This is a genomic window from Desulfovibrio sp. SGI.133, from assembly GCF_050313955.1.
In the GTDB taxonomy this organism is placed as follows: Bacteria; Desulfobacterota; Desulfovibrionia; order Desulfovibrionales; family Desulfovibrionaceae; genus Desulfovibrio.
Map to the genome: position 1 here is coordinate 225,104 of NZ_JBNPMK010000002.1, position 22,477 is coordinate 247,580.

19 protein-coding genes and 4 tRNA genes are annotated in these 22,477 nt (G+C 58.1%); 7 read left to right on the top strand and 16 right to left on the bottom strand.

What is annotated here, in order from left to right:
• Window positions 1–18: 18 nt before the first annotated feature.
• The gene (rpoB, locus tag ACQRBR_RS03775; protein WP_300706156.1) at window positions 19–4,155 is read right to left on the bottom strand and encodes a DNA-directed RNA polymerase subunit beta; all 4,137 of its coding nucleotides are present in this window, start codon (window positions 4,153–4,155) and stop codon (window positions 19–21) included.
• Between rpoB and ACQRBR_RS03780 the strand changes: the two genes are divergently transcribed.
• A complete protein-coding gene (locus ACQRBR_RS03780; RefSeq protein WP_303881404.1) occupies window positions 4,154–4,660 on the top strand; it encodes a hypothetical protein in 507 nt (168 codons plus the stop codon). The two genes, rpoB and ACQRBR_RS03780, sit on opposite strands and share 2 nt — an antisense overlap.
• A 123-nt stretch (window positions 4,661–4,783) precedes the next feature.
• On the opposite strand, the gene rplL is transcribed toward ACQRBR_RS03780, so the two are convergent.
• From rplL to ACQRBR_RS03855, 15 genes are all read right to left on the bottom strand, one after another.
• Window positions 4,784–5,170: a 50S ribosomal protein L7/L12 gene (rplL, locus tag ACQRBR_RS03785; RefSeq protein WP_006003610.1), complete on the bottom strand. Its 387-nt coding sequence runs from the start codon at window positions 5,168–5,170 to the stop codon at window positions 4,784–4,786.
• 59 nt (window positions 5,171–5,229) lie between these two features.
• A complete protein-coding gene (gene rplJ / locus ACQRBR_RS03790; RefSeq protein ID WP_006003612.1) occupies window positions 5,230–5,754 on the bottom strand; it encodes a 50S ribosomal protein L10 in 525 nt (174 codons plus the stop codon).
• 187 nt (window positions 5,755–5,941) lie between these two features.
• A complete protein-coding gene (gene rplA, locus ACQRBR_RS03795; protein ID WP_040368907.1) occupies window positions 5,942–6,649 on the bottom strand; it encodes a 50S ribosomal protein L1 in 708 nt (235 codons plus the stop codon).
• Between the two features lie 109 nt (window positions 6,650–6,758).
• The gene (rplK, locus tag ACQRBR_RS03800) at window positions 6,759–7,181 is read right to left on the bottom strand and encodes a 50S ribosomal protein L11 (protein WP_006003616.1); all 423 of its coding nucleotides are present in this window, start codon (window positions 7,179–7,181) and stop codon (window positions 6,759–6,761) included.
• A gap of 50 nt (window positions 7,182–7,231) precedes the next feature.
• Window positions 7,232–7,807 carry a transcription termination/antitermination protein NusG gene (nusG, locus tag ACQRBR_RS03805; protein ID WP_006003618.1) on the bottom strand — a complete coding sequence of 192 codons (576 nt, stop codon included), beginning with the start codon at window positions 7,805–7,807 and terminating at the stop codon, window positions 7,232–7,234.
• Between the two features lie 8 nt (window positions 7,808–7,815).
• On the bottom strand, window positions 7,816–8,052 hold the full coding sequence (gene secE / locus ACQRBR_RS03810) for a preprotein translocase subunit SecE (protein WP_006003620.1): 237 nt from the start codon (window positions 8,050–8,052) through the stop codon (window positions 7,816–7,818).
• A 23-nt stretch (window positions 8,053–8,075) separates the two neighbouring features.
• A tRNA-Trp gene (locus ACQRBR_RS03815) sits at window positions 8,076–8,152 on the bottom strand.
• A 45-nt stretch (window positions 8,153–8,197) separates the two neighbouring features.
• The gene (gene rpmG, locus ACQRBR_RS03820; RefSeq protein ID WP_072334080.1) at window positions 8,198–8,347 is read right to left on the bottom strand and encodes a 50S ribosomal protein L33; all 150 of its coding nucleotides are present in this window, start codon (window positions 8,345–8,347) and stop codon (window positions 8,198–8,200) included.
• 4 nt (window positions 8,348–8,351) lie between these two features.
• Entirely contained in the window at window positions 8,352–9,545 is a 1,194-nt protein-coding gene (gene tuf, locus ACQRBR_RS03825) for an elongation factor Tu (protein ID WP_168935186.1), read from the bottom strand.
• Between the two features lie 173 nt (window positions 9,546–9,718).
• Window positions 9,719–9,794, bottom strand: a tRNA-Gly gene (locus ACQRBR_RS03830).
• A 145-nt stretch (window positions 9,795–9,939) separates the two neighbouring features.
• Window positions 9,940–10,025: transfer RNA gene (locus ACQRBR_RS03835), tRNA-Tyr, on the bottom strand.
• Window positions 10,026–10,283: 258 nt separating this feature from the next.
• Entirely contained in the window at window positions 10,284–11,552 is a 1,269-nt protein-coding gene (locus tag ACQRBR_RS03840) for a PqqD family peptide modification chaperone (RefSeq protein ID WP_300706158.1), read from the bottom strand.
• A 2-nt stretch (window positions 11,553–11,554) separates the two neighbouring features.
• The gene (locus tag ACQRBR_RS03845; RefSeq protein WP_289615854.1) at window positions 11,555–11,959 is read right to left on the bottom strand and encodes a hypothetical protein; all 405 of its coding nucleotides are present in this window, start codon (window positions 11,957–11,959) and stop codon (window positions 11,555–11,557) included.
• Window positions 11,960–12,310: 351 nt separating this feature from the next.
• On the bottom strand, window positions 12,311–13,747 hold the full coding sequence (locus tag ACQRBR_RS03850) for a sodium:solute symporter family protein (protein ID WP_427812347.1): 1,437 nt from the start codon (window positions 13,745–13,747) through the stop codon (window positions 12,311–12,313).
• Between the two features lie 48 nt (window positions 13,748–13,795).
• Complete coding sequence (locus ACQRBR_RS03855; RefSeq protein WP_427812348.1) at window positions 13,796–14,233, bottom strand: MarR family winged helix-turn-helix transcriptional regulator; 438 nt, start codon at window positions 14,231–14,233, stop codon at window positions 13,796–13,798.
• A gap of 212 nt (window positions 14,234–14,445) precedes the next feature.
• Here ACQRBR_RS03855 and dndC point away from each other — a divergent pair, with 212 nt between their 5' ends.
• The 6 genes from dndC to ACQRBR_RS03885 all read left to right on the top strand — a co-directional run bounded on the left by dndC (window position 14,446) and on the right by ACQRBR_RS03885 (window position 21,681).
• Window positions 14,446–15,570, top strand: coding sequence for a DNA phosphorothioation system sulfurtransferase DndC (gene dndC / locus ACQRBR_RS03860; RefSeq protein WP_427812349.1), 1,125 nt, complete (start codon window positions 14,446–14,448; stop codon window positions 15,568–15,570).
• Window positions 15,563–15,766: a DNA modification system-associated small protein gene (locus ACQRBR_RS03865; protein WP_427812350.1), complete on the top strand. Its 204-nt coding sequence runs from the start codon at window positions 15,563–15,565 to the stop codon at window positions 15,764–15,766. Before dndC ends, ACQRBR_RS03865 begins: the two co-directional genes overlap by 8 nt.
• The gene (dndD, locus tag ACQRBR_RS03870) at window positions 15,766–17,802 is read left to right on the top strand and encodes a DNA sulfur modification protein DndD (RefSeq protein ID WP_427812351.1); all 2,037 of its coding nucleotides are present in this window, start codon (window positions 15,766–15,768) and stop codon (window positions 17,800–17,802) included. The genes ACQRBR_RS03865 and dndD overlap by 1 nt, the downstream gene beginning before the upstream one ends.
• Window positions 17,803–17,815: 13 nt before the next feature.
• Window positions 17,816–19,357, top strand: coding sequence for a helicase HerA domain-containing protein (locus ACQRBR_RS03875; protein ID WP_427812352.1), 1,542 nt, complete (start codon window positions 17,816–17,818; stop codon window positions 19,355–19,357).
• 339 nt (window positions 19,358–19,696) lie between these two features.
• Entirely contained in the window at window positions 19,697–21,484 is a 1,788-nt protein-coding gene (locus ACQRBR_RS03880) for a 3'-5' exonuclease (RefSeq protein ID WP_427812353.1), read from the top strand.
• 121 nt (window positions 21,485–21,605) lie between these two features.
• Window positions 21,606–21,681, top strand: a tRNA-Thr gene (locus tag ACQRBR_RS03885).
• The last annotated feature ends 796 nt before the right edge of the window (window positions 21,682–22,477 follow it).

Below are 22,477 nucleotides of genomic sequence, written 5' to 3' on the forward strand. Positions count from 1 at the left end.
GCCCGGCGCATCCATGAATTATTCCTCGGGTTCCTGGTCGCGCATGAAGCCGATACGCTTGGGCTTTTTCTTGCCGTCTTCCTGATGCAGGGTCACGTCGAGGCCCAGGCTCATGAGTTCCTTGACCAGAACGTTGAAGGATTCGGGCAGACCGGCTTCCAGGAAGTTGTCGCCCTTGACGATCTTCTCGTACATCTTCACACGTCCGGTCACGTCGTCGGACTTGACGGTGAGGAATTCCTGCAGGAGATAGGCGGCGCCGTAGGCTTCCAGAGCCCAGACTTCCATTTCACCCAGACGCTGGCCACCGAACTGCGCCTTACCGCCCAGCGGCTGCTGGGTGACCAGGCTGTAGGGGCCGGTGGAGCGGGCGTGGATCTTTTCGTCGACCAGGTGGTGCAGCTTCAGGATGTACATGACACCGGTGGTCACGCGGTTCTTGAAGGGCACGCCGGTACGGCCGTCGTACAGGATGGTCTTGCCGTCGCTGTCCTTGCCGGCCTTTTCCATCCAGCCCCAGATCTCTTCTTCGGTGGCGCCGTCGAAGACCGGGGTCTTGGTCACGATGCCGTTGCGCAACTTCTTGACCGAGGCGATGAACTCTTCGTCATCCATCTTGTCCACCAGCTCGCTGATGGCCGGAGAATCGAAGACGTCCTTGACCTCGTCACGCACCACCTGCAGGGCCGCGCCGGAATCCAGCAGTTCGGCCAGCTGGCGGCCAAGTTCCTTGGCACCCCAGCCCAGGTGGGTTTCCATGATCTGGCCGATGTTCATTCGCGAAGGCACGCCCAGGGGGTTGAGCACGATGTCCACGGGGCGACCGTCGGCGAAGAAGGGCATGTCTTCTTCGGGCAGGATGCAGGAGACCACACCCTTGTTACCGTGACGGCCGGCCATCTTGTCGCCCACCGAGAGCTTACGCTTGATGGCGATGTGGACCTTGACCATCTTGATGACGCCGGGAGGCAGATCGTCACCTTCGGTGACCTTCTCGCGCTTGGAGTCATAGATGGCGTGCAGGTAATCCACCTGATGGTCGTAGTCCTTGAGCTGGTCGGCCACGATGTCGTTGACTTCCTTGCTCTCGAACAGGCCCTGCAGCTTCTTCACCGGGATGGCGTCCAGCTGCTCGCGGGTCAGGGCGACACCGGCTTCCACCAGCACTTCGCCCTTCTTGTTGCCGGGGACGCTGACGGCGGTCAGCTTGCCCAGCACATGGGGGGCCAGCACTTCGCGGGTGCGGTTGCCCAGAGCGCGCATGTGATCGGATTCCTTCTGATCCAGCACGGCGGTGTCGTGGGCCTCGATGGCCAGGGTGCGGTCGTCCTTTTCACCGGAACGACGGTTGAACACCTTGACGTCGATGACCGTACCTTCCACTCCCGGGGGCACCTTGAGGGAGGTGTTCTTCACGTCGCGGGCCTTCTCACCGAAGATGGCCCGCAACAGTTTTTCTTCCGGGGTCAGCTGGGTCTCGCCCTTGGGGGTGATCTTGCCGACCAGGATGTCGTCAGGCTTCACGGCCGCGCCGATGCGGATGATACCGCTGTCGTCCAGGTTGCGCAGCATGTCTTCGCTGACGTTGGGGATGTCGCGGGTGATCTCTTCGGGTCCAAGCTTGGTGTCGCGGGCCACCACTTCGAATTCTTCGATGTGGATGGAGGTGAAGATGTCCTCTTTCACGGTACGTTCGGAAATGAGGATGGAGTCTTCGTAGTTGTAACCGCACCAGGGCATGAAAGCCACCACCAGGTTCTTGCCCAGCGCCAGCTGGCCTTCATCGATGCCGGGACCGTCAGCGAGGATCTCGCCTTTCTTGAACACCTGACCGGGGTAGCAGGTGGGCTTCTGACCAAAGCAGGAGTTCTGGTTGGACTTGTGGAACTTCAGCAGGTCATAGGCGCGCACGCCGCCCTGTTTTTTGTACAGGTCGCCTTCGTAGGAGACCACGATGCGGTCGGCGTCGGCGTATTCCACCTTGCCGTCGGCCTGAGCCACGATGCAGGCGCCGGAGTCGCGGGCCACGTCGATTTCCATGCCGGTGCCCACCAGGGGCTTTTCGCTGCGCAGCAGCGGCACGGCCTGGCGCTGCATGTTGGAACCCATGAGGGCGCGGTTGGCGTCGTCGTGTTCCAGGAAGGGGATGAGCGCGGCCGAGATGGAGACCATCTGGCTGGGCGAGATGTCCATGAGGGTCACCTCGTCACGGGAGCGCATTTCCACTTCACCCTTGACGCGCACGGTCACGAACTCGTCCAGGAAGTTGCCGTCGGCGTCCACGCGGGCGTTGGCCTGGGCCACCACCTGGTCGCCTTCGCGGGAGGCGTCCAGATGCACGATCTCGTCAGTCATGCGGCCATTGCGCACCACGCGGTACGGGGTCTCGATGAAACCGAAGTCGTTGACCTTGGCGAAGGTGGTCAGCGACACGATCAGACCGATGTTGGGACCTTCGGGCGTTTCGATGGGGCAGATGCGGCCATAGTGGGAGGTATGCACGTCGCGCACTTCGAAGCCGGCACGCTCACGGGTCAGACCGCCGGGGCCCAGAGCCGACAGACGGCGCTTGTGGGTCACTTCGGACAGGGAGTTGGTCTGGTCCATGAACTGCGACAGCTGGGAAGTACCGAAGAACTCCTTGAGCACCGCGGCCACAGGCTTGGGATTGATCAGGTCGTGGGGCATGAGCGTGGAGATTTCCTGGATGCTCATGCGTTCCTTGATAGCGCGCTCCATGCGCACCAGACCGATGCGGTACTGGTTTTCCACCAGTTCGCCCACCAGGCGCACGCGGCGATTGCCCAGATGGTCGATATCGTCGGCCGGACCGTGGCTGTCCTTCAACTGCACCAGCACCTTGATGGCGGTGAGGATGTCGTTGTCGGTCAGGGTACGGGAATCTTCGGTGTCGGGCAGGCCCAGGCGCTGGTTGAGCTTGTAACGGCCCACCGGCGACAGGTCATAGTAATCCGGGCTGCGGAACAGGTTGTCGAAGAAGCTGGCGGCGATCTCGGCGGTCGGCGGGCTGGAAGGACGCAGACGACGGTAGATCTCTTCCTGAGCCTTTTCCTGATCGGGGATGCGGTCCTGCATCAGGGTGTCGCGGATGGAGGAAGAGGTGTCGGTGCCCTTGGTGTGCAGCACGGCGATGCGCTCGATGCCGGCTTCGCGCATGCGCTCCAGCAGGCCGGGAGTGATTTCGTCGGCGGCTTCGGCCAGCACTTCGCCACTGCCGGGAGCGATGACGTCTTCAGCCAGGAACATGCCGTCCAGGGTGTCGGGACGCACTTCGATGGCCTTGATGCCCGCTTCACAGACCTGGCGCCAACCACGCTTGGTGATGGGCTTGCCGGCCTTGATGAGCACGGTGCCGTCTTCGGCCACGATGTCGGAGTAGGCGTTGTCCTTGCGGTACAGGGACTTTTCCACTTCCCACATCAGGGTGTTGTGCGGCTTCAGCAGGTAGTGCTCGCGGGTGTAGAAGTACTCCAGGATGTCCATCTTGCTCATGCCCATGGCCTTGAACAGGATGGTAGCGGGCATCTTGCGGCGACGGTCGATGCGGACATACAGGATGTCCTTGTGGTCGAAGTCGAAGTCCAGCCAGGAGCCACGCATGGGGATGACTCGGCAGGAGTAGAGCACCTTGCGGCTGGTGTGGGTCTTGCCGCCGTCGTGTTCAAAGATGATGCCGGGAGAACGCTGCAGCTGGTTGACGATGACGCGCTCGGTGCCGTTGATGATGAACGTGCCCTTTTCCGTCATCAGGGGCAGGGTACCAAAGTAGATGCCCTGTTCCTTGATGTCGCGGATGGTGCGGTTGCCCGTGGCTTCATCGGTGTCATAGACCACCAGGCGCACCTTGATGTGCACCGGGGCTTCGTAGGTCAGGCCCTTGGAGATGCACTCGGCCTGGTCGTACTTGGGCTCGCGGATTTCGTAGCTGACGAATTCCAGGCTGGCGGTCTTGTTGAAATCTTCGATGGGGAAGACGGTGTGGAACACGCCTTCCAGACCTTCCTCCTTATTTCGATCGGCTTCGGCAACGCCTTCCTGCAGGAACTTGCTGTAGGAGTCGATCTGAAGATTGAGGAGGTGCGGAATGGGGAGAGTAACGTTGATTTTGCCGAACTGTTTGGTAAGCTGGCCCATGCGATACCTCAAGGTAGGTAGCGGTTGCGCTTCGGCTGCCGGCGTTGCACCGGAACGTCCGGTCGGCATTCTGCCCGTGCAGACCGCTGTGGACAGACTGCCAAAACGCCAGTCATGCCGCGATCCGAAGCGTACAATCTATATCTCTCAGTGGGATCCGGTTTTCACAACGCGCAAAAAGGACAAACGACACTTCCCCGCGTTGCCGGCAGGGGTGAGGCCGCTTGTCTTGAAAGAAAAGGCTATGCGCGTCGGGCGTTATCTACCAGAAAAACCAGATACTTCTCCCACAACAGTTTTGGAACGAAGAGACATACCGCAAAAGCATGGTTTTTGCAAGCACTTTTTCCACAGCCCGGAAGCTCCCCTGGAAAGGAGAGAGGCGAGGGCGGGGCGGTTGCCGTTGAGCAGCCTGGGCAGTATCTACCATGCCTGTGCCGCCGGGGCAACGCCGAAAAAAAGAAACTCCGTCTTTTTTGTATGGAAAAAGACGGAGCGTCAATGAAAAAAAAGCAGGCTGCATCAAAAAGACACAAAAGGGACCCCGCAGGATACCGGCCGCCTGTGGGCAGGCAATAAAAAAGGCGGGGTTTGCACCCCGCCTTCAAAAAGATCGGAAAAACCGAACTTACTTCACTTCGACAACAGCGCCGGCTTCGGTCAGCTGCTTCTTGGCTTCTTCGGCTTCTTCCTTGCTCACGCCTTCCTTCAGGGTGGAGGGGCAGCCGTCGACCTTTTCCTTGGCTTCCTTCAGGCCCAGGCTGGTCAGAGCGCGCACGACCTTGATGACGCCGATCTTGTTGGCGCCGGCTTCCTTCAGGATAACGTCGAATTCGGTCTTTTCTTCGGCAGCGGCAGCGGCGCCACCGTCAGCGGGGGCGGCCATCACCATGGCAGCGGCGGGAGCGGCAGCGGACACGCCGAACTTTTCTTCCAGTTCCTTGATGAATTCGGACAGTTCCAGGACGGTCATGTTGGAGATGAACTCAACAACCTGTTCTTTGGTCACGGACATGGTAAACTCCTAGCTCTTTGGCTAAAATTTGGTTGATTGCTTTTCTTGCTGCGAAAGCCTTAGGCGGCTTCGCCCTTCTTTTCTTCGATGGCCTTAAGCGCATAGAGCAGGCCGCGGAGAACGTTGGCGAACAGCGAAACAAAATTGGTGGGCACGGCGTTCATGGTGCCGAGCAGCTGACCAAGGAGCTGTTCCTTGGACGGCAGCTTGGCCAGGGCTTCGACCTGTTCGGCAGACATTTCCTTGCCTTCCAGGCTGCCGCAGCGCAGCTGGAACAGCTTGCTCTGCTTGGCAAAATCACTCAACGCCTTGGCCACCGCCACGGGGTCATCGAAACCAAGGGCAATGGCGCTGTTGTCGTGGAACTTGTCCTTGACAACGTCATGCGTGCCACCGGTAAAAGCGATACGGGCCAACGTGTTCTTGACGACGTAGAATTCGCCGCCAGCCTTGCGCAGGTTCACACGGAGGTTCGTCAGCTCTTCCACCGTCATGCCCTTGAACTCGGTCAGCACCGCAAAAGAAGCACGATCGGCATTCGCTTTGATCGCTTCAATGACGGCTGCTTTTTCAGACCTGGTCACGTGATACCTCTCACGTTCGGGGTTGCCGGGTGGAATGCCGAGCCAAAGATAAGTCTGGACAGGTGGATTAAAGGCCTTGCGGCCTGCCTGCCGTCTTCGACTCGAATTCCCTTGCCTTAGCCAGTAAATTCAAATGCGGGGATTGCTATTACTGCAATCCCCGCACGATGTCAACTAAAAAATGGGCTTAGCCTTCCAGGAATTTTTTCACCTGGGACATATCGATCTTGAAGCCGGGGCCCATGGTGGTGGACACAGCCATGGAGAGCATGTAGGTGCCCTTGGCGCCGGAGGGCTTCAGACGATTCACGGTTTCCAGCAGGGCCTTGAGGTTGCCCAGGATCTTTTCGGGACCGAAGGAAACCTTGCCCAGAGGAGCGTGCAGAACACCGGCCTTGTCGACCTTGAAGTCCACGCGACCGGCCTTCAGTTCGTTGACGGCCTTGGTCACGTCGAAGGTAACGGAACCGGTCTTGGCGTTGGGCATCAGGCCGCGGGGGCCAAGCAGACGACCGATCTGGCCCACCAGAGCCATGACGTCAGGGGTGGCGACGGCGGCGTCGAAGTCCAGCCAGCCTTCCTTGACCTTGGCCACCAGGTCTTCAGCACCCACGAAGTCGGCGCCGGCGGCGGTGGCTTCGGCCTGCTTTTCACCCTTACAGAAAACGGCCACGCGAACGGTCTTGCCCAGGCCGTGAGGCAGGGTCACAGCGCCGCGCACCATCTGGTCGGAGTACTTGGGGTCAACACCCAGGCGGATGGCCACGTCGACGGTTTCGTCGAACTTGGCGAAGGAAGCGCCCAGGGATTTGCTCACAGCGTCTTCAACGCTCAGGCGTTCCTGCAGGTTCACGCCTTCGAGAGCTTTGCGAAAATTTTTGCCATGCTTGGGCATGTCTTTATCCTTTCGTTTTATCTCCTGCCACACATGGACTGCTCCAGGTCTGGCAGTACAATTGATCAACGAGGGGCAGCCAGGCTGCCGTCATCCGGTAAACCGGTCCCTACTTGATTTCGATGCCCATGCTGCGGGCGGTGCCGGCGATGGACTTCACAGCGGACTCAAGGGTGGCGGCGTTGAGATCGGGCAGCTTCAGCTTGGCGATTTCTTCCACCTGGGCCATGGTCAGGCTGCCAACCTTGTTACGGTTGGGTTCACCGGAGCCCTTTTCGATCTTGGCGGCCTTCATGATCAGCACCGCGGCCGGGGGGGTCTTGGTGATGAAGGTGAAGGAGCGGTCAGCGTAGACCGTGATGACCACAGGGATGATCATGCCCTTCTGGTCCTGGGTACGGGCATTGAATTCCTTGCAGAAGCCCATGATGTTCAGGCCATGCTGACCCAGGGCGGGACCCACCGGCGGGGAGGGGTTGGCGGCGCCGGCCGGAATCTGCAGTTTGATTTTGGCAACTTCTTTTTTGGCCATGATGTTCTATCCTTATGACTGGAACAGCGCCCTGCGGCGCTGCTCCGATGCTAGCCCTTGGAAACCTGCACGAAATCCAGTTCCACCGGGGTTTGTCTTCCGAAGATGGAAACGGACACGCGCAGCTTGCCCTTTTCGTAGTTGACATCGTCCACGACGCCATTGAAGCCCTCGAAGGGGCCCTCGATAACCCGAACGTCGTCGCCGCGTTCGAAGTTGAACTTGGGCCGGGGGGTCTCCTGGCGACTTTCCATCAGCGAGAGGATGCGCGCGGCGTCACTTTCGCTCATGGGAGTGGGGCGGTTTTTACCCCCCACAAAACCGGTGACCTTGGGGATGGACTGCACCAGATGGCAGGAAAGATCCGTCATAATCATGCGGATCATCACATAGCCGGGGTAGAATTTGCGGGTACTGGTGCGAGGCTGCGAGCCGTTCTTGGAAGGTTCGATGACCTTTTCGGTAGGCACGACCACTTCCTGGATGAGGCCATTGTCCTCGCCGGAATCCATCATCGCCTTAATGGTCTTCTGCACGCGCTGCTCGAAACCGGAGTAGGTGTGCACGATGTACCAGCGAGACTTCTTCCCCAGTTCGGAGTTCTCGTCGATAACGGGAGTGTTCATATGTGCCTTCAGGAGAGGATGCTCTTGATGATGGCCGAAAGCCCCAGATCCACGAGGCCAAGCACGATTGCCATGACGGCAACAAAGCCCAGAACCGCAAACGTCGCTTTGCGCGTTTCCTTGAGCGTAGGCCACGTAACCTTACGCAGTTCGCCGCGAGAATCTTCGATATATTGCGCCAGGCGGGAGATGGGGTTGGGGGTCTGTTCGGTCTTGGAGTCGGCTTGCGCGGATTTCTTTACCATGGTGCTTCCCACAAGATAAAAAATGGCAGGGCAGGAGGGATTCGAACCCCCAACTTGCGGTTTTGGAGACCGCCGCTCTAGCCGTTAGAGCTACTGCCCTGCGTACCGTCAGGGGGGAGGGGTGCTCCCCCCTGCGGAAGTATTGTTACCTGGTTTCTCTGTGAAGCGTGTGCTTCTTGTCCCAGGGACAATATTTTTTCATTTCCAGACGCCCGGTGGTGTTCTTCTTGTTCTTCCGGGTGCTGTAGTTGCGACGCTTGCACTCAGTGCAGGCAAGGATGATATTCACTCTCATGGTACTACTCGATGATTTCGGTCACCACGCCGGAGCCCACGGTACGGCCACCTTCACGGATGGCGAAGCGCAGACCGGCTTCCATGGCGATGGGGGCGATCAGTTCCACCAGGAACTGGCTGTTATCGCCAGGCATGACCATTTCCACGCCTTCGGGCAGGTTGATCACACCGGTGATGTCGGTGGTACGGAAGTAGAACTGAGGACGATAGCCGGAGAAGAACGGGGTGTGACGGCCACCTTCTTCCTTGGACAGGACGTACACTTCAGCCTTGAACTTCTTGTGGGGCGTGATGGACTTGGGAGCAGCGAGCACCTGGCCGCGTTCCACTTCGTCACGCTTGGTGCCGCGCAGCAGCACACCGATGTTGTCACCAGCTTCGCCCTGGTCCAGCAGCTTGCGGAACATTTCCACGCCGGTGCAGGTGGTCTGGGCGGTGGGCTTGATACCCACGATTTCCACCACATCGCCGACCTTGATGACGCCGCGTTCCACACGACCGGTGACCACGGTGCCGCGGCCGGAGATGGAGAACACGTCTTCGATGGGCATCAGGAAGGGCTTGTCGATGTCGCGTTCGGGATCGGGGATGAAGTCGTCGCAGGCCTGCAGCAGGTCGATGATGCACTTGGCTTCAGGGGCGTCGGCGCTTTCGCATTCCAGGGCCTTCAGGGCGGAGCCGCGGATGACGGGCACGTCATCACCGGGGAAGTCGTAGGAAGACAGCAGTTCGCGCACTTCCAGTTCCACCAGTTCCAGCAGTTCTTCGTCGTCCACCAGGTCGCACTTGTTCAGGAACACGACCAGCTGGGGCACACCCACCTGACGGGCGAGCAGGATGTGCTCACGGGTCTGGGGCATGGGGCCGTCGGTGGCGGCCACCACCAGGATGCCGCCGTCCATCTGGGCGGCGCCGGTGATCATGTTCTTGATGTAGTCGGCGTGGCCGGGGCAGTCCACGTGAGCGTAGTGACGCTTGTCGGTTTCATATTCCACGTGGGCGGTGGCGATGGTGATGCCGCGTTCCTTTTCTTCGGGAGCCTTGTCGATCTCGTCGTAAGAAACGAAGCTGCCTTCGCCCTTCAGACCGGCGATCTTGGTGATGGCGGCGGTCAGAGTGGTCTTACCATGGTCGATGTGGCCGATGGTACCAATGTTAACGTGGGGCTTTTTGCGTTCGTATTTTTCCTTGCCCATTGTACGTCTCCCTGAGGATAAAATTTGTTGCGGTTACTGTACTTTCAACCTTGAGCATGGTTTCGAACGCCTGCTCCCGGTTTCTTGCCACTGCCCGCATAAGTCCCTGTGTTGTTGCCCAGGGAACGTGCTTTGACAGGAAAAAGGATGACTGGAAGGGAAAAATGCAGGAATGGAGCGGGAAACGGGATTCGAACCCGCAACCCTCAGCTTGGAAGGCTGATGCTCTAGCCGTTGAGCTATTCCCGCATCCTCGATGCGCGTTGTTTTGCAGGTCAGCGAACTGGCCCCCGGGTTTCGGCATTGCCCGGTACTGCACCGTAGTTCCCGACAGTCTACCTGTCTCCTACAGCCAAGGCAGTTGTTAGCATGTGCCACACTTCTTATTCAGAAGTGGTGGAGGGGGGTGGATTTGAACCACCGAAGTCTTACGACGACAGATTTACAGTCTGTTCCCTTTGGCCACTCGGGAACCCCTCCACTCTGAGTTGCAAGCGATGTTGGCTTGCAAGATTTTCAGTCTGGCGTGGGCTTGTCCGGCTTTGCTTCCGGTGCCCTGCTGCCCCGTTCGGCTTTCGCTTTCGTGAGGCATTCGTCAGCAGCAAGGATGTGTTTACGGAAAACCGGCCCCTTTGGCAAGCACTTTTTTGCATTTTTTCGATTTTTTTTCGTCAAAAAATAAAAAGTAAATAAAAACAATATATTATGAGTACACCTAAAAAGCCCGTTTTCCTTGCTTCAGGGACGTTTATGGGCTTTTTCGATCAAACGGGCTTCAAAAAGGGCCTGAAAAAGTCGTTTCAGTTCGTGCCGGATGCGTGCTTGGGGGACGTCAGGGAAGGTCTCGGCCAGCAGGGAAAGAGCCTCGTCACGCGAAAGGGGAGCGGAAAGCAGCTGCCAGATCACGGCTCCGGTACCATCGAGACGGAAGATGTGGTTACCGTGGCTGTCCGTGAGGAAGATGCTTTGTCCTGCCTGCCGGCAACTCAGGCCAGACCGTTGTTGCCACGGTGTCCTGCTGTCCCCCGCATCACCGGCGGCCTCGGCTGAGGGAGGCTGTTCGGCTGCGAGACGAGCATAAGAGACAGAAGAATCCGTCACAGGAGGAAAATCCGCGGGCAGGAGCGCAGCCGGGGGCAGCAAGGGCGCCTGCTGTGCGAGGAGCTCTGCGGCTTCATCCAGGTCATCATAGCGGAGGATGCGGCAGGGCAGGGCATCCAGCAGTTGCGAGCCCAGCCTGAGGACCTCCGGTGCACCGCCGTCGGGGATCAGGAAACGGGCCAGCACGTTGTCCATGCCGGTGGCGGCAGGGGCGGGCAGAAGAACAGCCCGGCTGCCGGGTGTGCGTTCCAGCAGGATCACGGCATCCGGGCCGTGGCGTTCGCCCCAGGGCGCCAGATTATCCGGGGAGGGGGTCAGATAGCCATAATGGCGATCATGTATGCCCGGACGTTCGTTCATGAAGCGTTTCAGAACTGGGGAAGAGGGTAGGGGCAGGCGCAGGCGGGGAGCTACGCCGAAGGAAAAGATTTTTCCCTGATGGAGACCCAACAGGTCGTCACCGAGCCCCCGGGCTGCATCGGCCATGAGGCGGGTGACCAGCGTGCTTTTCCCGGCGCGGTTGTCGCCGCAGAAGATCAGGGTGCGCCCGTGCAGGCACACGGCCGCGGCATGGAGGGAAATCAGGCGGGGGCAGGCATGACAGCAGGCGGCCACCAGCTCGATGGTCAGGCTGCACAGCAGACAGGCCCGGGAGGGCTCGTAGCGGGGAGCGGGCAGCCAGGGAGAGCGCAGACGATAGCCGCGCCCCTGTGGAGTGATGGCCAGCAGGGGCGCAGTTTCGTGCAGGCCGGATGGCAGCGTCCCGGAGATGGTCGGGAGCCCTGCTGGTTGCGGGGCGTGCGGCCAGAGCCGGAAAAAAGCATCCAGTGCGGGTAGCAGGTCTTGGCAGTCATGCAGTCGCACGGCTCCCGGCACACCGGCAAAAAAGACGTCCTGGTGCGCCATGCCTAGTAGCGATCCGGCCGGAAGCCCCCCAGGGCGTCATTAAACGTGTCGCGCAGGCGATCCCCGGCCTCACGGTGCCAGCCTTCATTATAGCGGCCGTCGTAGCGACCGTCGTAACGGTCGTCATAACGGTCACGGTAATCATAGTTGCGGGAGGGGCGGGAATGACGGCGCGAGGGACGGCTGCGGCGGCTGCGCCTGGAGTAGCGGCTGCGCCGGGAATAATGGCTGCCGCGGGTATAGCGGCTACGGCGCCGGTGCGAGGGGCGGGAGTGGGCCTCGGCCTCATTGACGCAGAGCAGGACCGGCGTGGCATAGAGCAGGCCCGTGGCGACCAGACCGGCCAGGAAGGAACGGCGCTTGCTGCGGAGGCTGTCTTCGGAAGGGGCGGACGATTCTGTCTTCATAATGCCCTCCTGCCCGGGAGCGGGTCAGGTAAAAGTATCCTGAATAGCAGACGAAAAACGGCCTGTCAGAGATTGTGCCAGCAAAGCGGGGCCTTGCCAAGGGGGCTCCGCAAGTCTGACGGAGCCAGTCTGCTGCGGCAGGCATGAGCAAAGCGTCAGGGCGTGGTATGGCCGTACGCCCTGTGCCGGCATTTTATCGTCAAGGTATCGTCCGCCAAAGGATGCGGCTTTGCAGGGCATCCTTCCGGTCTGCTTCCATGTGCCGTGGCCGGTGGGGGCCGGGTATATCGCGGGGGCTCCCGTTGCAGGCTGCGTTCCCGGCAGGCGCGTCACGGCACGGGCACCACACTGTCAGCAGGCCTGTTGCCGGGTCCGGGCCAGAAAGGCGTCGGCCTTGTGGTATTCCGGCTTATCCAGCAGGCTGGTCACGGTAAAGACCAGCAGGGAGAGGCAGACGCCCAGGATAACCTGCAAGGCCGACTGCTGCTCCCAGAAGGCGGGCAAGGGTAGCCCCAGGAAGATGGCCAGATTGTATAGGCAATAGGCCAGGCCGCAGAGCATGGAGCACAGGGCGCCCCTGCTGGTGCCGCGTCGCCAGAAAAAGGCAAGAACAAGCGGTACGAACACGCCGGTGGTGATGATATCCGAGGCTATCCAGGTGATCTCGAAGATGGAGCGGATGCGCAGGGAGATAAGGATGCCCACGGCCACGATGACCAGCGTGGCCAGTCGGGACAGGCGTAACCGGGTCTTTTCGTCGTAGCTGCCGGGGAGCAGGTCCATGACCAGGGTCATGGCGCCGGTGTTGATGAGGGAATCCATGGTGGACATGATGGCCGCTGAGATGCCCACGAAGACCACCGCCGCCAGCAGGGGCGACATGGAGCTTTCCACCAGGGCGGTGACCACGCCGCCCTTGGGCAGGGTATCGAACAGGACGATGCCCGCCATGCCGGTAAGGACCACGATCAGGTACAGCGGGATGTAGACGAAGAAGCTCATGACCGTCATGCGCCGGGCGTCCCGCGTGTCGCGTGTGGCCGAGATGCGTTGCCAGACATTGGCCTGGATCATCCACGAACAGCCGAAGGTGATGACGTACATCAGGTACTTGGGGGCGCCTGCGGTCAGGCTCATGAATTCCGGCCTGCCGCTGCGGGCCGCTGCTTCCGCGATGGGGTCCAGGCCGCCGCATTCCTGCATGGCCACCACAAAGACGGCCAGGGCGGACAGGAGCAGCAGCACGAACTGGATGATGTCCGTGAGCACCACGCCGCGAAAGCCCCCGAACATGGAATAGACCAGCACGATGAGCGTCCCGGCCAGCACGCCGCCCTCATAGCCCATGCCGAGGAAGGTCCCGAAAAAATCCCCCACGGCCACCATCTGCGAGGCAGCGGAGAACAGCATGAAAAACAGGATCATCAGCGCCAGCAGCCGTGCCACGGGACGGGAATAGCGGGCCTCCATCATGGCCCCCTGAGTCAGATAGCCCACGCTGCGGATGGCCCGTGCCCCCAGGCCCATGAGCAGGGTGGCCACCAGCACGGGCACGCCGTAGTACCAGAAGGCCCCCATGCCGTCGGCAAAGGCCAGATCCGCCGTGGACAGGGCCGAGCCCCCGCCCCACCATGAGGCGATGAAGGTGATGGACAGGGCCCAGAACGGCAGGCTGCGCCCGGCAAAGAAATAGTCTTCCACGTCGCTGTTCTTTTTTTCCTTGAGGACGACCAGCAGCAGGACGGCAAAATAGAGGACGAGCCCGATAAGGGAAGCGGTCTTGAGCATGGGGATTCCGCGAATGGCTGAAAGTGGCGGGACGTTGGGGATAAGGGATTAGCGGGCCAGATTGCGCAGGAGGCTGTCCAGCACAGCCATGCAGGCGGCCTGATCCGCGGGCGGGATGTCCTGCCAGAGCCTGTGGTGCAGTGCTGTGGAGATATCCGTCTGTACATGGCGCAGGGCCTCGCCTCTGTCGCTCAGGGACACGAGCTGCACCCGTGCGTCCTGCGTCGAGGGACGCCGCTGACAGTAGCCGCGCTCCTGCAGGGTATCCACCAGGCCCGTGATCGTGTTTTTTTTGCGACCTATACGCCGGGCCAGCGTGCTCATGGGCTGGGGGGATTCCTCGAACAGGGCATGGAGCACGGCCCCGTGGGCGGGCAGCAGGTCGGTGATGCCGCGGCGGGCAAGTTCGTCGCAGATATACTGGTTGGCCTGCTCCCGGATACGGGAAAGCAGGTCGATGATGTCATCAGGTGAGGTGGCAGGCATGGGGCCTCCGTGCAGGAATCGAGTGTTTTTAGTTCGTGGGCGAACTAATTGCACGAATGTTCTGGAAAATCAAGCAAGAAGCTTGGGCTTAACTTTTTATATATAATTTGATATTTATTTATACTTATTTATAAATTGTGCTGGAATTCCTTTTTGCCAGCAGAGCAACAGGAAAAGGCAATCACGCTACTTTTCCATAAAGTGAAGGATTCATGGATAGTTGTGCCCTTGAGGCCAGTGTTGCGTATGAGGATTTGGTGGAGAGCGTACTTCATGCTTATCGGGATGATTCCCAGACTTATCCTTGGATAGTGGGATTTTCCGGAGGCAAGGACAGTACGCTTGTAGCCCATCTTGTCTTTGATGCCGTAATGCAGGTGGCCCCTCGCAGGCGAAACAGACAAATCTATTTTGTTTCCAATGATACGCTGGTGGAAAGTCCCTTTGTGACCCGGCAGGTGCAGGAGCAGTTCGATATGGTGCAGTGCGCTGCGGACTGCTTTTCCTTGCCTATAACCACCGTTATTACCCGTCCCAAACTGGAACATACCTTTTGGGTCCTGCTCATCGGCAAAGGCTATCCCTGCCCCAACCAGAAGATGCGGTGGTGCACGGACAGGCTAAAAATCAAGCCCACATCCCAGTTCATCTTGGACAATGTTTCCCGTTTCGGGTCGGCCATTATTGTATTGGGTGTCCGCAAGGATGAGAGCTCTAGTCGCCGTCAAAGTATCGAGCGACATAAAAATCTGGAGAATTCGTACCTCACACCGCATGGTACCTTGCGCGGGGCCTTTATCTATCGGCCCATCGTGGAGCTGACCACCAGTGATGTCTGGTATCTGTTGGGGCATTACGATCCCCCATGGGGCGGGACGCATGAAAAGCTGATTCAGATGTACCGGGATGCTGAAGGGGGAGAGTGCCCCATGGTGTTGAGCCAAGAGGAGGCGCCTGGCTGCGGCACCAGCTCCAGCCGCTTTGGTTGCTGGGCCTGTACTGTGGTCAACAAAGACAAAAGCCTGCAAGGCTTTGTGAACTCTGGACAGAAAAAATACCAGCTACTCATTGATTTTCGGGACTGGCTTCAAGCCATTCGCAACGATCCTGCTTACCGCCAGGCACGACGGCGCAACGGCCAGCTGACCTTCCTGGCAACGGGCAGGATCATGGGGGGACCATTCACCCTCAAGGCCCGGCAGGAAATTCTTCAGCGCCTGTTAGATGTTCAGAAACAATACGGTGAGCCCCTGATTTCCGAAGAAGAGATTCGTCTGATCCGGGAATTGTGGGCCACGGAGATAGCGGAAAAGTTTTCACGAGGTTGCGATGAATAACGATGAATTGAAAGATCTGCCCCTGTGGGGAGATCCTGAGACCAATGCCCTGTTTGAACAACTGTGTGAGGAATCCGGTATCCCTTCCTCCCAGATTCGTGCGCTTCTGGCTTTGCAACGGCGCTTCAATCATATGGAAAGAGCGCGCGGCATCTATGAGGAAATGGACAACTGTCTGTCGCAGGGAGAATTTTGATGCGTATTTCCTATTTGAAGCTTGTCAATTTCAAGTCATATAAAAATCAGATCTTCGAGTTTCCCCCAAGCAGAGAGGACAAGAACCTGATTCTTGTGGGGGGATTGAATGGTTTTGGCAAAACTTCCTTTTTAGAAGCCTTGTATCTTGGCCTTTATGGGGCACAGGCTCTGCACTATCTTGGACGGGCCGGTTTCAACCTTGATAAGAAGAAAGAAAATTACAGCAAGTTTTTGAATCGTGCCTTCTGTGGAATTGCAGATACGGACAGTATGTCCATCACTATTGAATTTGTTGACGACGATAATGACGGATATCGGATTACGCGAACATGGCATTTTGATAATAACCGCCATTGGGATGGCGATACAAATGATATCAGAGTGTTTTCTGTGCAGAGTGGGGTCTGTCGCCGTCCTGTGAATCCTGACGAATGGGACAATGTCTTGGCCAATGACTTTTTGCCAGCCAATCTTGCGCCGTTCTTTTTCTTTGATGGTGAGGAAATCAAAGAACTTGCTGCCGAAAGTATGGTCAAGCAGGTCAAAGTTGGCATAGAAACATTTCTTGGTGTCGTTGAACTGTATCAGCTCCAGAAGCGTTTGAGAGAGTATGGATTAAATAGGAATAAAAATGTTTCCAAGGAAAATAAGGATACTGTAGAAAGACTTGATAAAGAACTGAAAATAATTGTCAAACGTATCTCGGAAAATGAAACAAAAGAAAATGAACTGCACGAAAGACAGAAAACTATCGAACGGGAGATCCAGCGGGTACAGGACAGAATGATCACGCTTGGCGGAACTGACGGCAGTATCGCGTCCATCAAATCGCTGACAGAAGACATCAATACTTACAGAAATTTGATAGATACGACACGTAAAGAACTCAGCGAACTCCTCTGCAAAAAGCTTGCCTTGCACCTTATGGCGTCCACAACGGTGCATTCCTTCTTTGAGCAGGCTCGCCGGGAGCAGGCGACCCGTCAATGGCGGAGGAAATGTGCCGCCCTGGAAGCCCAGAGGGAGAAGTTTTTGACCAGCTTTATGGCGATGGATGCCTATACGCCTCCTTTGGATGAAACCCAGAAAGGGCAGATGCGCAAGGCTGTTTGTACCGCCTGGGAAGGGATGTTCTTTCCCATGCCTCCTGATTGTGCGGAAAAATGCCTGCACGACTATTTGGGTGATGAACAGTTGGGACGGGTCAGCCAGTTGTATGAAAAAACGCGTGTGGGGCGCCGGGAAATCTTTGCCAAGCGTGACGAACTTTCCAGCCATGAACGACAGCTGCAAAGCCTGAACATGCAATTGGCCAAGCTGGAAGGTCTGGACAGTTCCGGCAAGCTGGTCGAAGAGCTGAAGGCTGATATGGAAAAGTATACAGCCCTGCGCGATACTTGCATGAAGGAACAGACGATTGTCGAAAACCAGCTCATAGATGACAGGGCGGCCTTGCCACAGAAAAGGGCAGAATATGAAAAAGCCTATAGTCTGTATATACAAAATGCTCCCATGCATATGTTGCTGGACAGGGCCAAGCGTCTAGAGAATTTTATTGTAAAGAAATTGATTCCTGGCCTGTATCCTGTAAAGAAAAAGCAGCTTCAGGAAGAGTTGACGCGGGTTTTTCGTGTCCTTTCCCACAAGCATCATGTGGAACGTATCACGCTGGATGACAATGCAACAGCGCATCTGTGGGGAAAGGATGGCAAAGAGCTGGATTTTGATAAATCTGCAGGCGAATCCCAGATTTTTGCGACAGCCCTGATTCTTGCGTTGTCAAATCTTTCTGGTCTGAAAGTCCCTATGGTCGTGGATACGCCGCTTGGCCGCTTGGACAGCTTGCATCGGGAAAAAATGTTGCAATTCTGGACGGAAACCGACCGTCAGGTGATTTTGTTGAGCCAGGATGAGGAGATTGACAGGGAGCAGTTCGAACAGCTCAAGCCTTTTATCCTCAAATCTTATTTGCTGACCCATACGGACATGGGCAAGGGGATCGGCCTGACTGTGGCCCGTGAAGGATATTTTTAGGTAGGTACTTGCCATGCAATTCAGTATCAGTGAATTTTTTCTGACGAAATTTTCCATAGGCCGCAGCGGGGCGAGTCTAACCAAAGATTTTAGGGGGAGGCTTGGCCTGGCAACCAATTATGAGGTGGCCCGCTTGGCCATTGGTCTTTCCATGACACAGGGGACGTACCCCAAAAGTACTTCCGGAAGCGCGCTAAGCATTTGGAGCGGCACGCTGTTCGACCATGACGACTACTCCTTGTGGATAGGCCTGCTCATCACCAACTATGTCCAGTTCCATCCCGAAAAAGCAGGCAATATTTCTGTGGAATTACTCCAGGAGATAGTACAGGCCCATTGGGATAATGGGCTGATCATCATGCAGGACATCTGGGAAAAATCTGATGGGGATTCCAACAGGTTTTGGCAGATGCTGCTCCATAGTTACGCGGATATCCCCGATGAGGTGGCGCCCGTCATCGATCCTGCCCCCGATTCTTCCCCCTCCTTCGCCGCCGGTGCCGTGCGCCTCGTACTGGGCCGGGTGCTGCGCAAGAACGGTGAAACGGGTGATGACTTCGTTCATGAGGTCAATGGGGCGGGTTATGCGCCGCACATTGCCATCATGGGACAGGCCGGCTCGGGCAAGACGCGTGTCATGACACATATCTTGCAGCAAATGAAAAAGCAGGCCCAGTGTCCTGTCATCCTGGTGGATTTGGGCAAGGGGGATTTAGGGCGTAATAAATACTTGATCCAATCGCTGGGCGCTACCGTGCTTTCCGTGCCGGAACAGCCTATTCCGTTGGACATGTTCCATGTGGCTGACATGTCCGACACCAACTTGACCACAGCGGCTATGGAAAATTTTCGCGATGCCTTCACGCAGGTGGCAGGCAAGCTGGGGCCAAAACAGAGCGACAATATTGCCGAAGCTCTGTTACCGCTTTTTCGTACCCAGCAGCGCATCACCTTCCAGAAGATTAAAGAGACAGTAGATACTTTTTACGCTGACAACGGGCTTTCCAAGGACAGTGTGGTCTCCACGGTTAATAGCCTCACCCTTCGTGAACTGTTCCGGCCGGAACTTTCGCCGGACGAGTTCTTCCGAAAGAGCTGGGTCATTACCTTTGCCAATGCCCGTACAGAGGTCAAAACTTTTGCTGTTTGCCTGTTATTGTCTGCGCTGGACTTCTACCTCAAGCGTCAGCCTGAAGCCGCGCTGGATGCAGACGGCTATCGCTCATTACACCTGGTGCTGGCTATTGATGAAGCCCGGGAACTGCTGGGCATGAACCATGTGGGCCTGGCTAACAATATCCGTCTGCATCGCTCAAAGGGCCTTTCTGTGATTCTGGTCTCCCAGAGCCCGGATGACTATGACGGCAAGAAAGATGACTATCTGGAAAATATTGGTCTGCCTCTTTGCCTCAAAACTAATGCGGCTAGCCCGCGCAGTCTGAAAAATATGTTTAAGGGAGACGTCAATTTTGCTTCTTTGCAACCCGGGACTTGCTATAGCGTAGACGCCAGGGCCAGCAGGCCGGTTTTACTGAAACTGCAATTCGATAACTAGCTTATCTTCTACAGCTAGCGAGCGCATAGGAAGAAAGCGGGGCATTGTCAAATGTCCCGCTTTTGCTTGGCCTTTTTTCCATTTCCTGGAACATCCATACGGGATAACAGGCAAAAAAGGAGATCCTTATGAACGAGAACAGGCCTGCGTTTCTTTGTCCGCATTGCGGCTCCCGTCATACGGAACTCTGCCGGACAAGCCTGTCTTTTCTGCCGGAGTGGCTGCGCCGTCTGATGCCCGTGTCCGGGACTTGTCCTGCGCAGGGAAGGATCATTCTCATCTGCAAGGATTGCGGGAAAAGGTTCGTCATGTATATCATGTAGGGGGAGGGCCCCTGCCATGGCGACCATGTTTCCAGCTGATGTGACGTCGTTCCTGACGACCGGCGAAGAGGCGACGTACAGTTTTCTGCAACGTACGGCCCGGCCGGACGGCAAATTCCTGTGCTGGTACGCGCCGGACATCGAAGAGCGCGAGCCGGACTTCATCCTGCTGTCGCCCGATTGCGGCCTGGTGGTGCTGGAGGTCAAGGACTGGCTCATCGACCAGCTGCTGGAAGTGGACGGCAAAAGTGTGCTTCTGTCGGTCAACGGCCGGGAGGAGCGGCGCAAGCAGCCTCTGGCCCAGGCACGGGAATATGTGGGCAGCCTGCTCACCCTGCTGAACAAGCACGCGCCCCGCATGGCGGACGGCAAGCCTTTGCTGCCCTGTCCCGTCACCGGCGGGGCCGTGTTGCCGCATATCAGCCGTGAGGAATTTAGAGCGGCCGGTCTGGGCGAGGTCATGGAGGAGGGGCGGATCATCTTCTGGGATGAGCTGCACGAGGAGTCCCCGCTGCGCCGGGATACCTCGGGCCGCAGTTTCGCGTGCTGGCTCGCGGAGCATTTCCCGCCGCTGTTCCCCTTCCAACTCTCGGGCTCCCAGATCGACTGGCTGCGGGCCCGGATCTTCCCGGTAGTGCGGCTAGAACTGCCCGTACGCGGCGGGACGCATGCCTCGGCCCAGGACGAGACCATCCGCGCGCTGGACCGCGACCAGGAAAATCTGGCACGCGGTATGGGCGCCGGAAAACAGCTCATCATCGGGCCGTCCGGCAGCGGCAAGACGCTCATTCTGGCGCATCAGGCCTGGAACCTGCCGCGGGTGGACAAAAAGATCCGCCGTGTGCTGATGACCTGCTTCAACCTTTCGCTGGTGGGCTATATCCGCCGCCTGCTGGCCCGCAAGGGCGCCAGCCTTGGCCCGGACGGGGTGGAGGTGGTGCCGTTCTACAGTGTTTGTGAACGTATCCTGGGCGAACCGCTGACCCATGCCGAGGAGAGCGAGTACTACAACCTTATCGTGCAGGAGGCGCAGGAGCGCCTGCAAGGGGAGCATCCGCTCAAGGGGCACTGGGATGCCATCCTGGTCGACGAGGGGCAGGATTTTTCCCCGGAGATGGCGAACGTTCTGCTGGCCCTGCTGCCGCCGCATGGGGTGCTGACCGTGGCCCAGGATGAACAGCAATGCCTGTACCAGCCGGAGGACAGCAGCTGGGAGAAAATGGGCATCGCCGGTCTGCGGCTGCGCCGTCTGCAACGCCAGTACCGCAACACACGGGCCATCGCCCGGATGGCCTTGCGTCTGCTGCCGGACGGTGAACCTGCGCCGGAGCTGGCAGGCGCGGAAGGTGAAGCGCCCTGCTGGTTGCAAAGCGCCGATGCGTCCTCGCTGGTGCGTGACGTGGCGGATGCCGTGGCCATTCTGGTCCGGGAGGGCGTGCCCATGAGCGAGATAGCGATCCTCTACGCTCATTCCAGCATGGAAGGGCTGGCGTCCAGCCTGCCGGAAAGCCTGCTGGAAGCGGTGGAGGCCCGGGGCGTCATGGCCCGCTGGGTGGCCCGGGATACGACCAGCAAGCGCTATTTCGACATCACCACGGACAGCGTCTGCATCTCCACCATCCACAGCGCCAAGGGGCTGGATTTTTCCCATGTCTTCCTGCTGGGCATGGATCGCCTCCAGCCGGAAAAGCCCCGCCAGCGGCGTCTGGCCTATGTGGGGATGACGCGCGCCCGGGAGCATCTGACGCTGGCTATTTGCGGCCGGGAGGGGCTCGTTCCTTTGCTGACAGCGGCAGAGCGGTAGCCGCTTGAGAACCAGCTGTGATCTTTGCATACGCTGGGGACGGGATACGCCGGCCGGGGAAAAGCCCCCCTGTGCGAAAGCCCTTGCCAAGCGGTTAGGATTCATCTAAAAGAGGAGAGATGCTGGTGTGGCTCAATCGGTAGAGCAGCTGATTTGTAATCTGCAGGTTATGGGTTCAAGTCCCTTCACCAGCTCCAGGAAAAAGCAAAAAGCCCTTACGGAAATCTCCGTGAGGGCTTTTTTGTTTGGGGTTCCACCGGGGTTCCACGGTAAGCCCTGTGCGGATTTTTCCCGCTGCGGAAAAATATTTTCAAAATCCCTCAAAATAATCTCTGAAAAATATTTTTCACGACATATCGGCGCGACAGCGGGAAGGGGGGAGCGGCGCTATTGGCAGCGATGTGCGCATGTATTGGCCAGCAGGAAGAAAAAATCAGGGTGGGAGATCCCGGCCTGGTCGCTGAGGCGCGTTTTGCTGAAGGTTGGCTCGAAGGTGACCAGTCGTTCATTCTGAGGACCGACCCGGGGGCGCTCTCCTCTCGCCCGGGGCGTCACACATATGGGCAGCGCAAGTTTGCGGTACTGCCTATCGTCAGCGGCAAGACAACGATCAAGGCGGGATCTCTCCCGCCTTTTTCGTTGTCGGTTATCGTGCCCTGCCTTGCCGGGGCGTTGTCCTGTCCCGGAAGAGGAAGGAGGAAACGCCTCCCCCCACATGGTCTCCCGGCCCCGTGGAGCAATGCTCCTGATCGCTGTAAGCGGCTTTCCCGTCCTTGTACCGGCAAACCTCCATCAACCTTTTCCCTGTCTTGCCCGGGGCCACTGGGGCAAACGGGGCGGAGCCCGGGATCATACAGTGTGGCGCCGCCCCGCTTCGGGCCCCGGTAAGCGGGGCGCTGGAGATGTCCGGGGCAGCAGAACACCATGATACATACTTCCCCATCCTCTGGTATCTATCAGCTTTCTCACGTGTGTAATCGTTGCGACCACCGG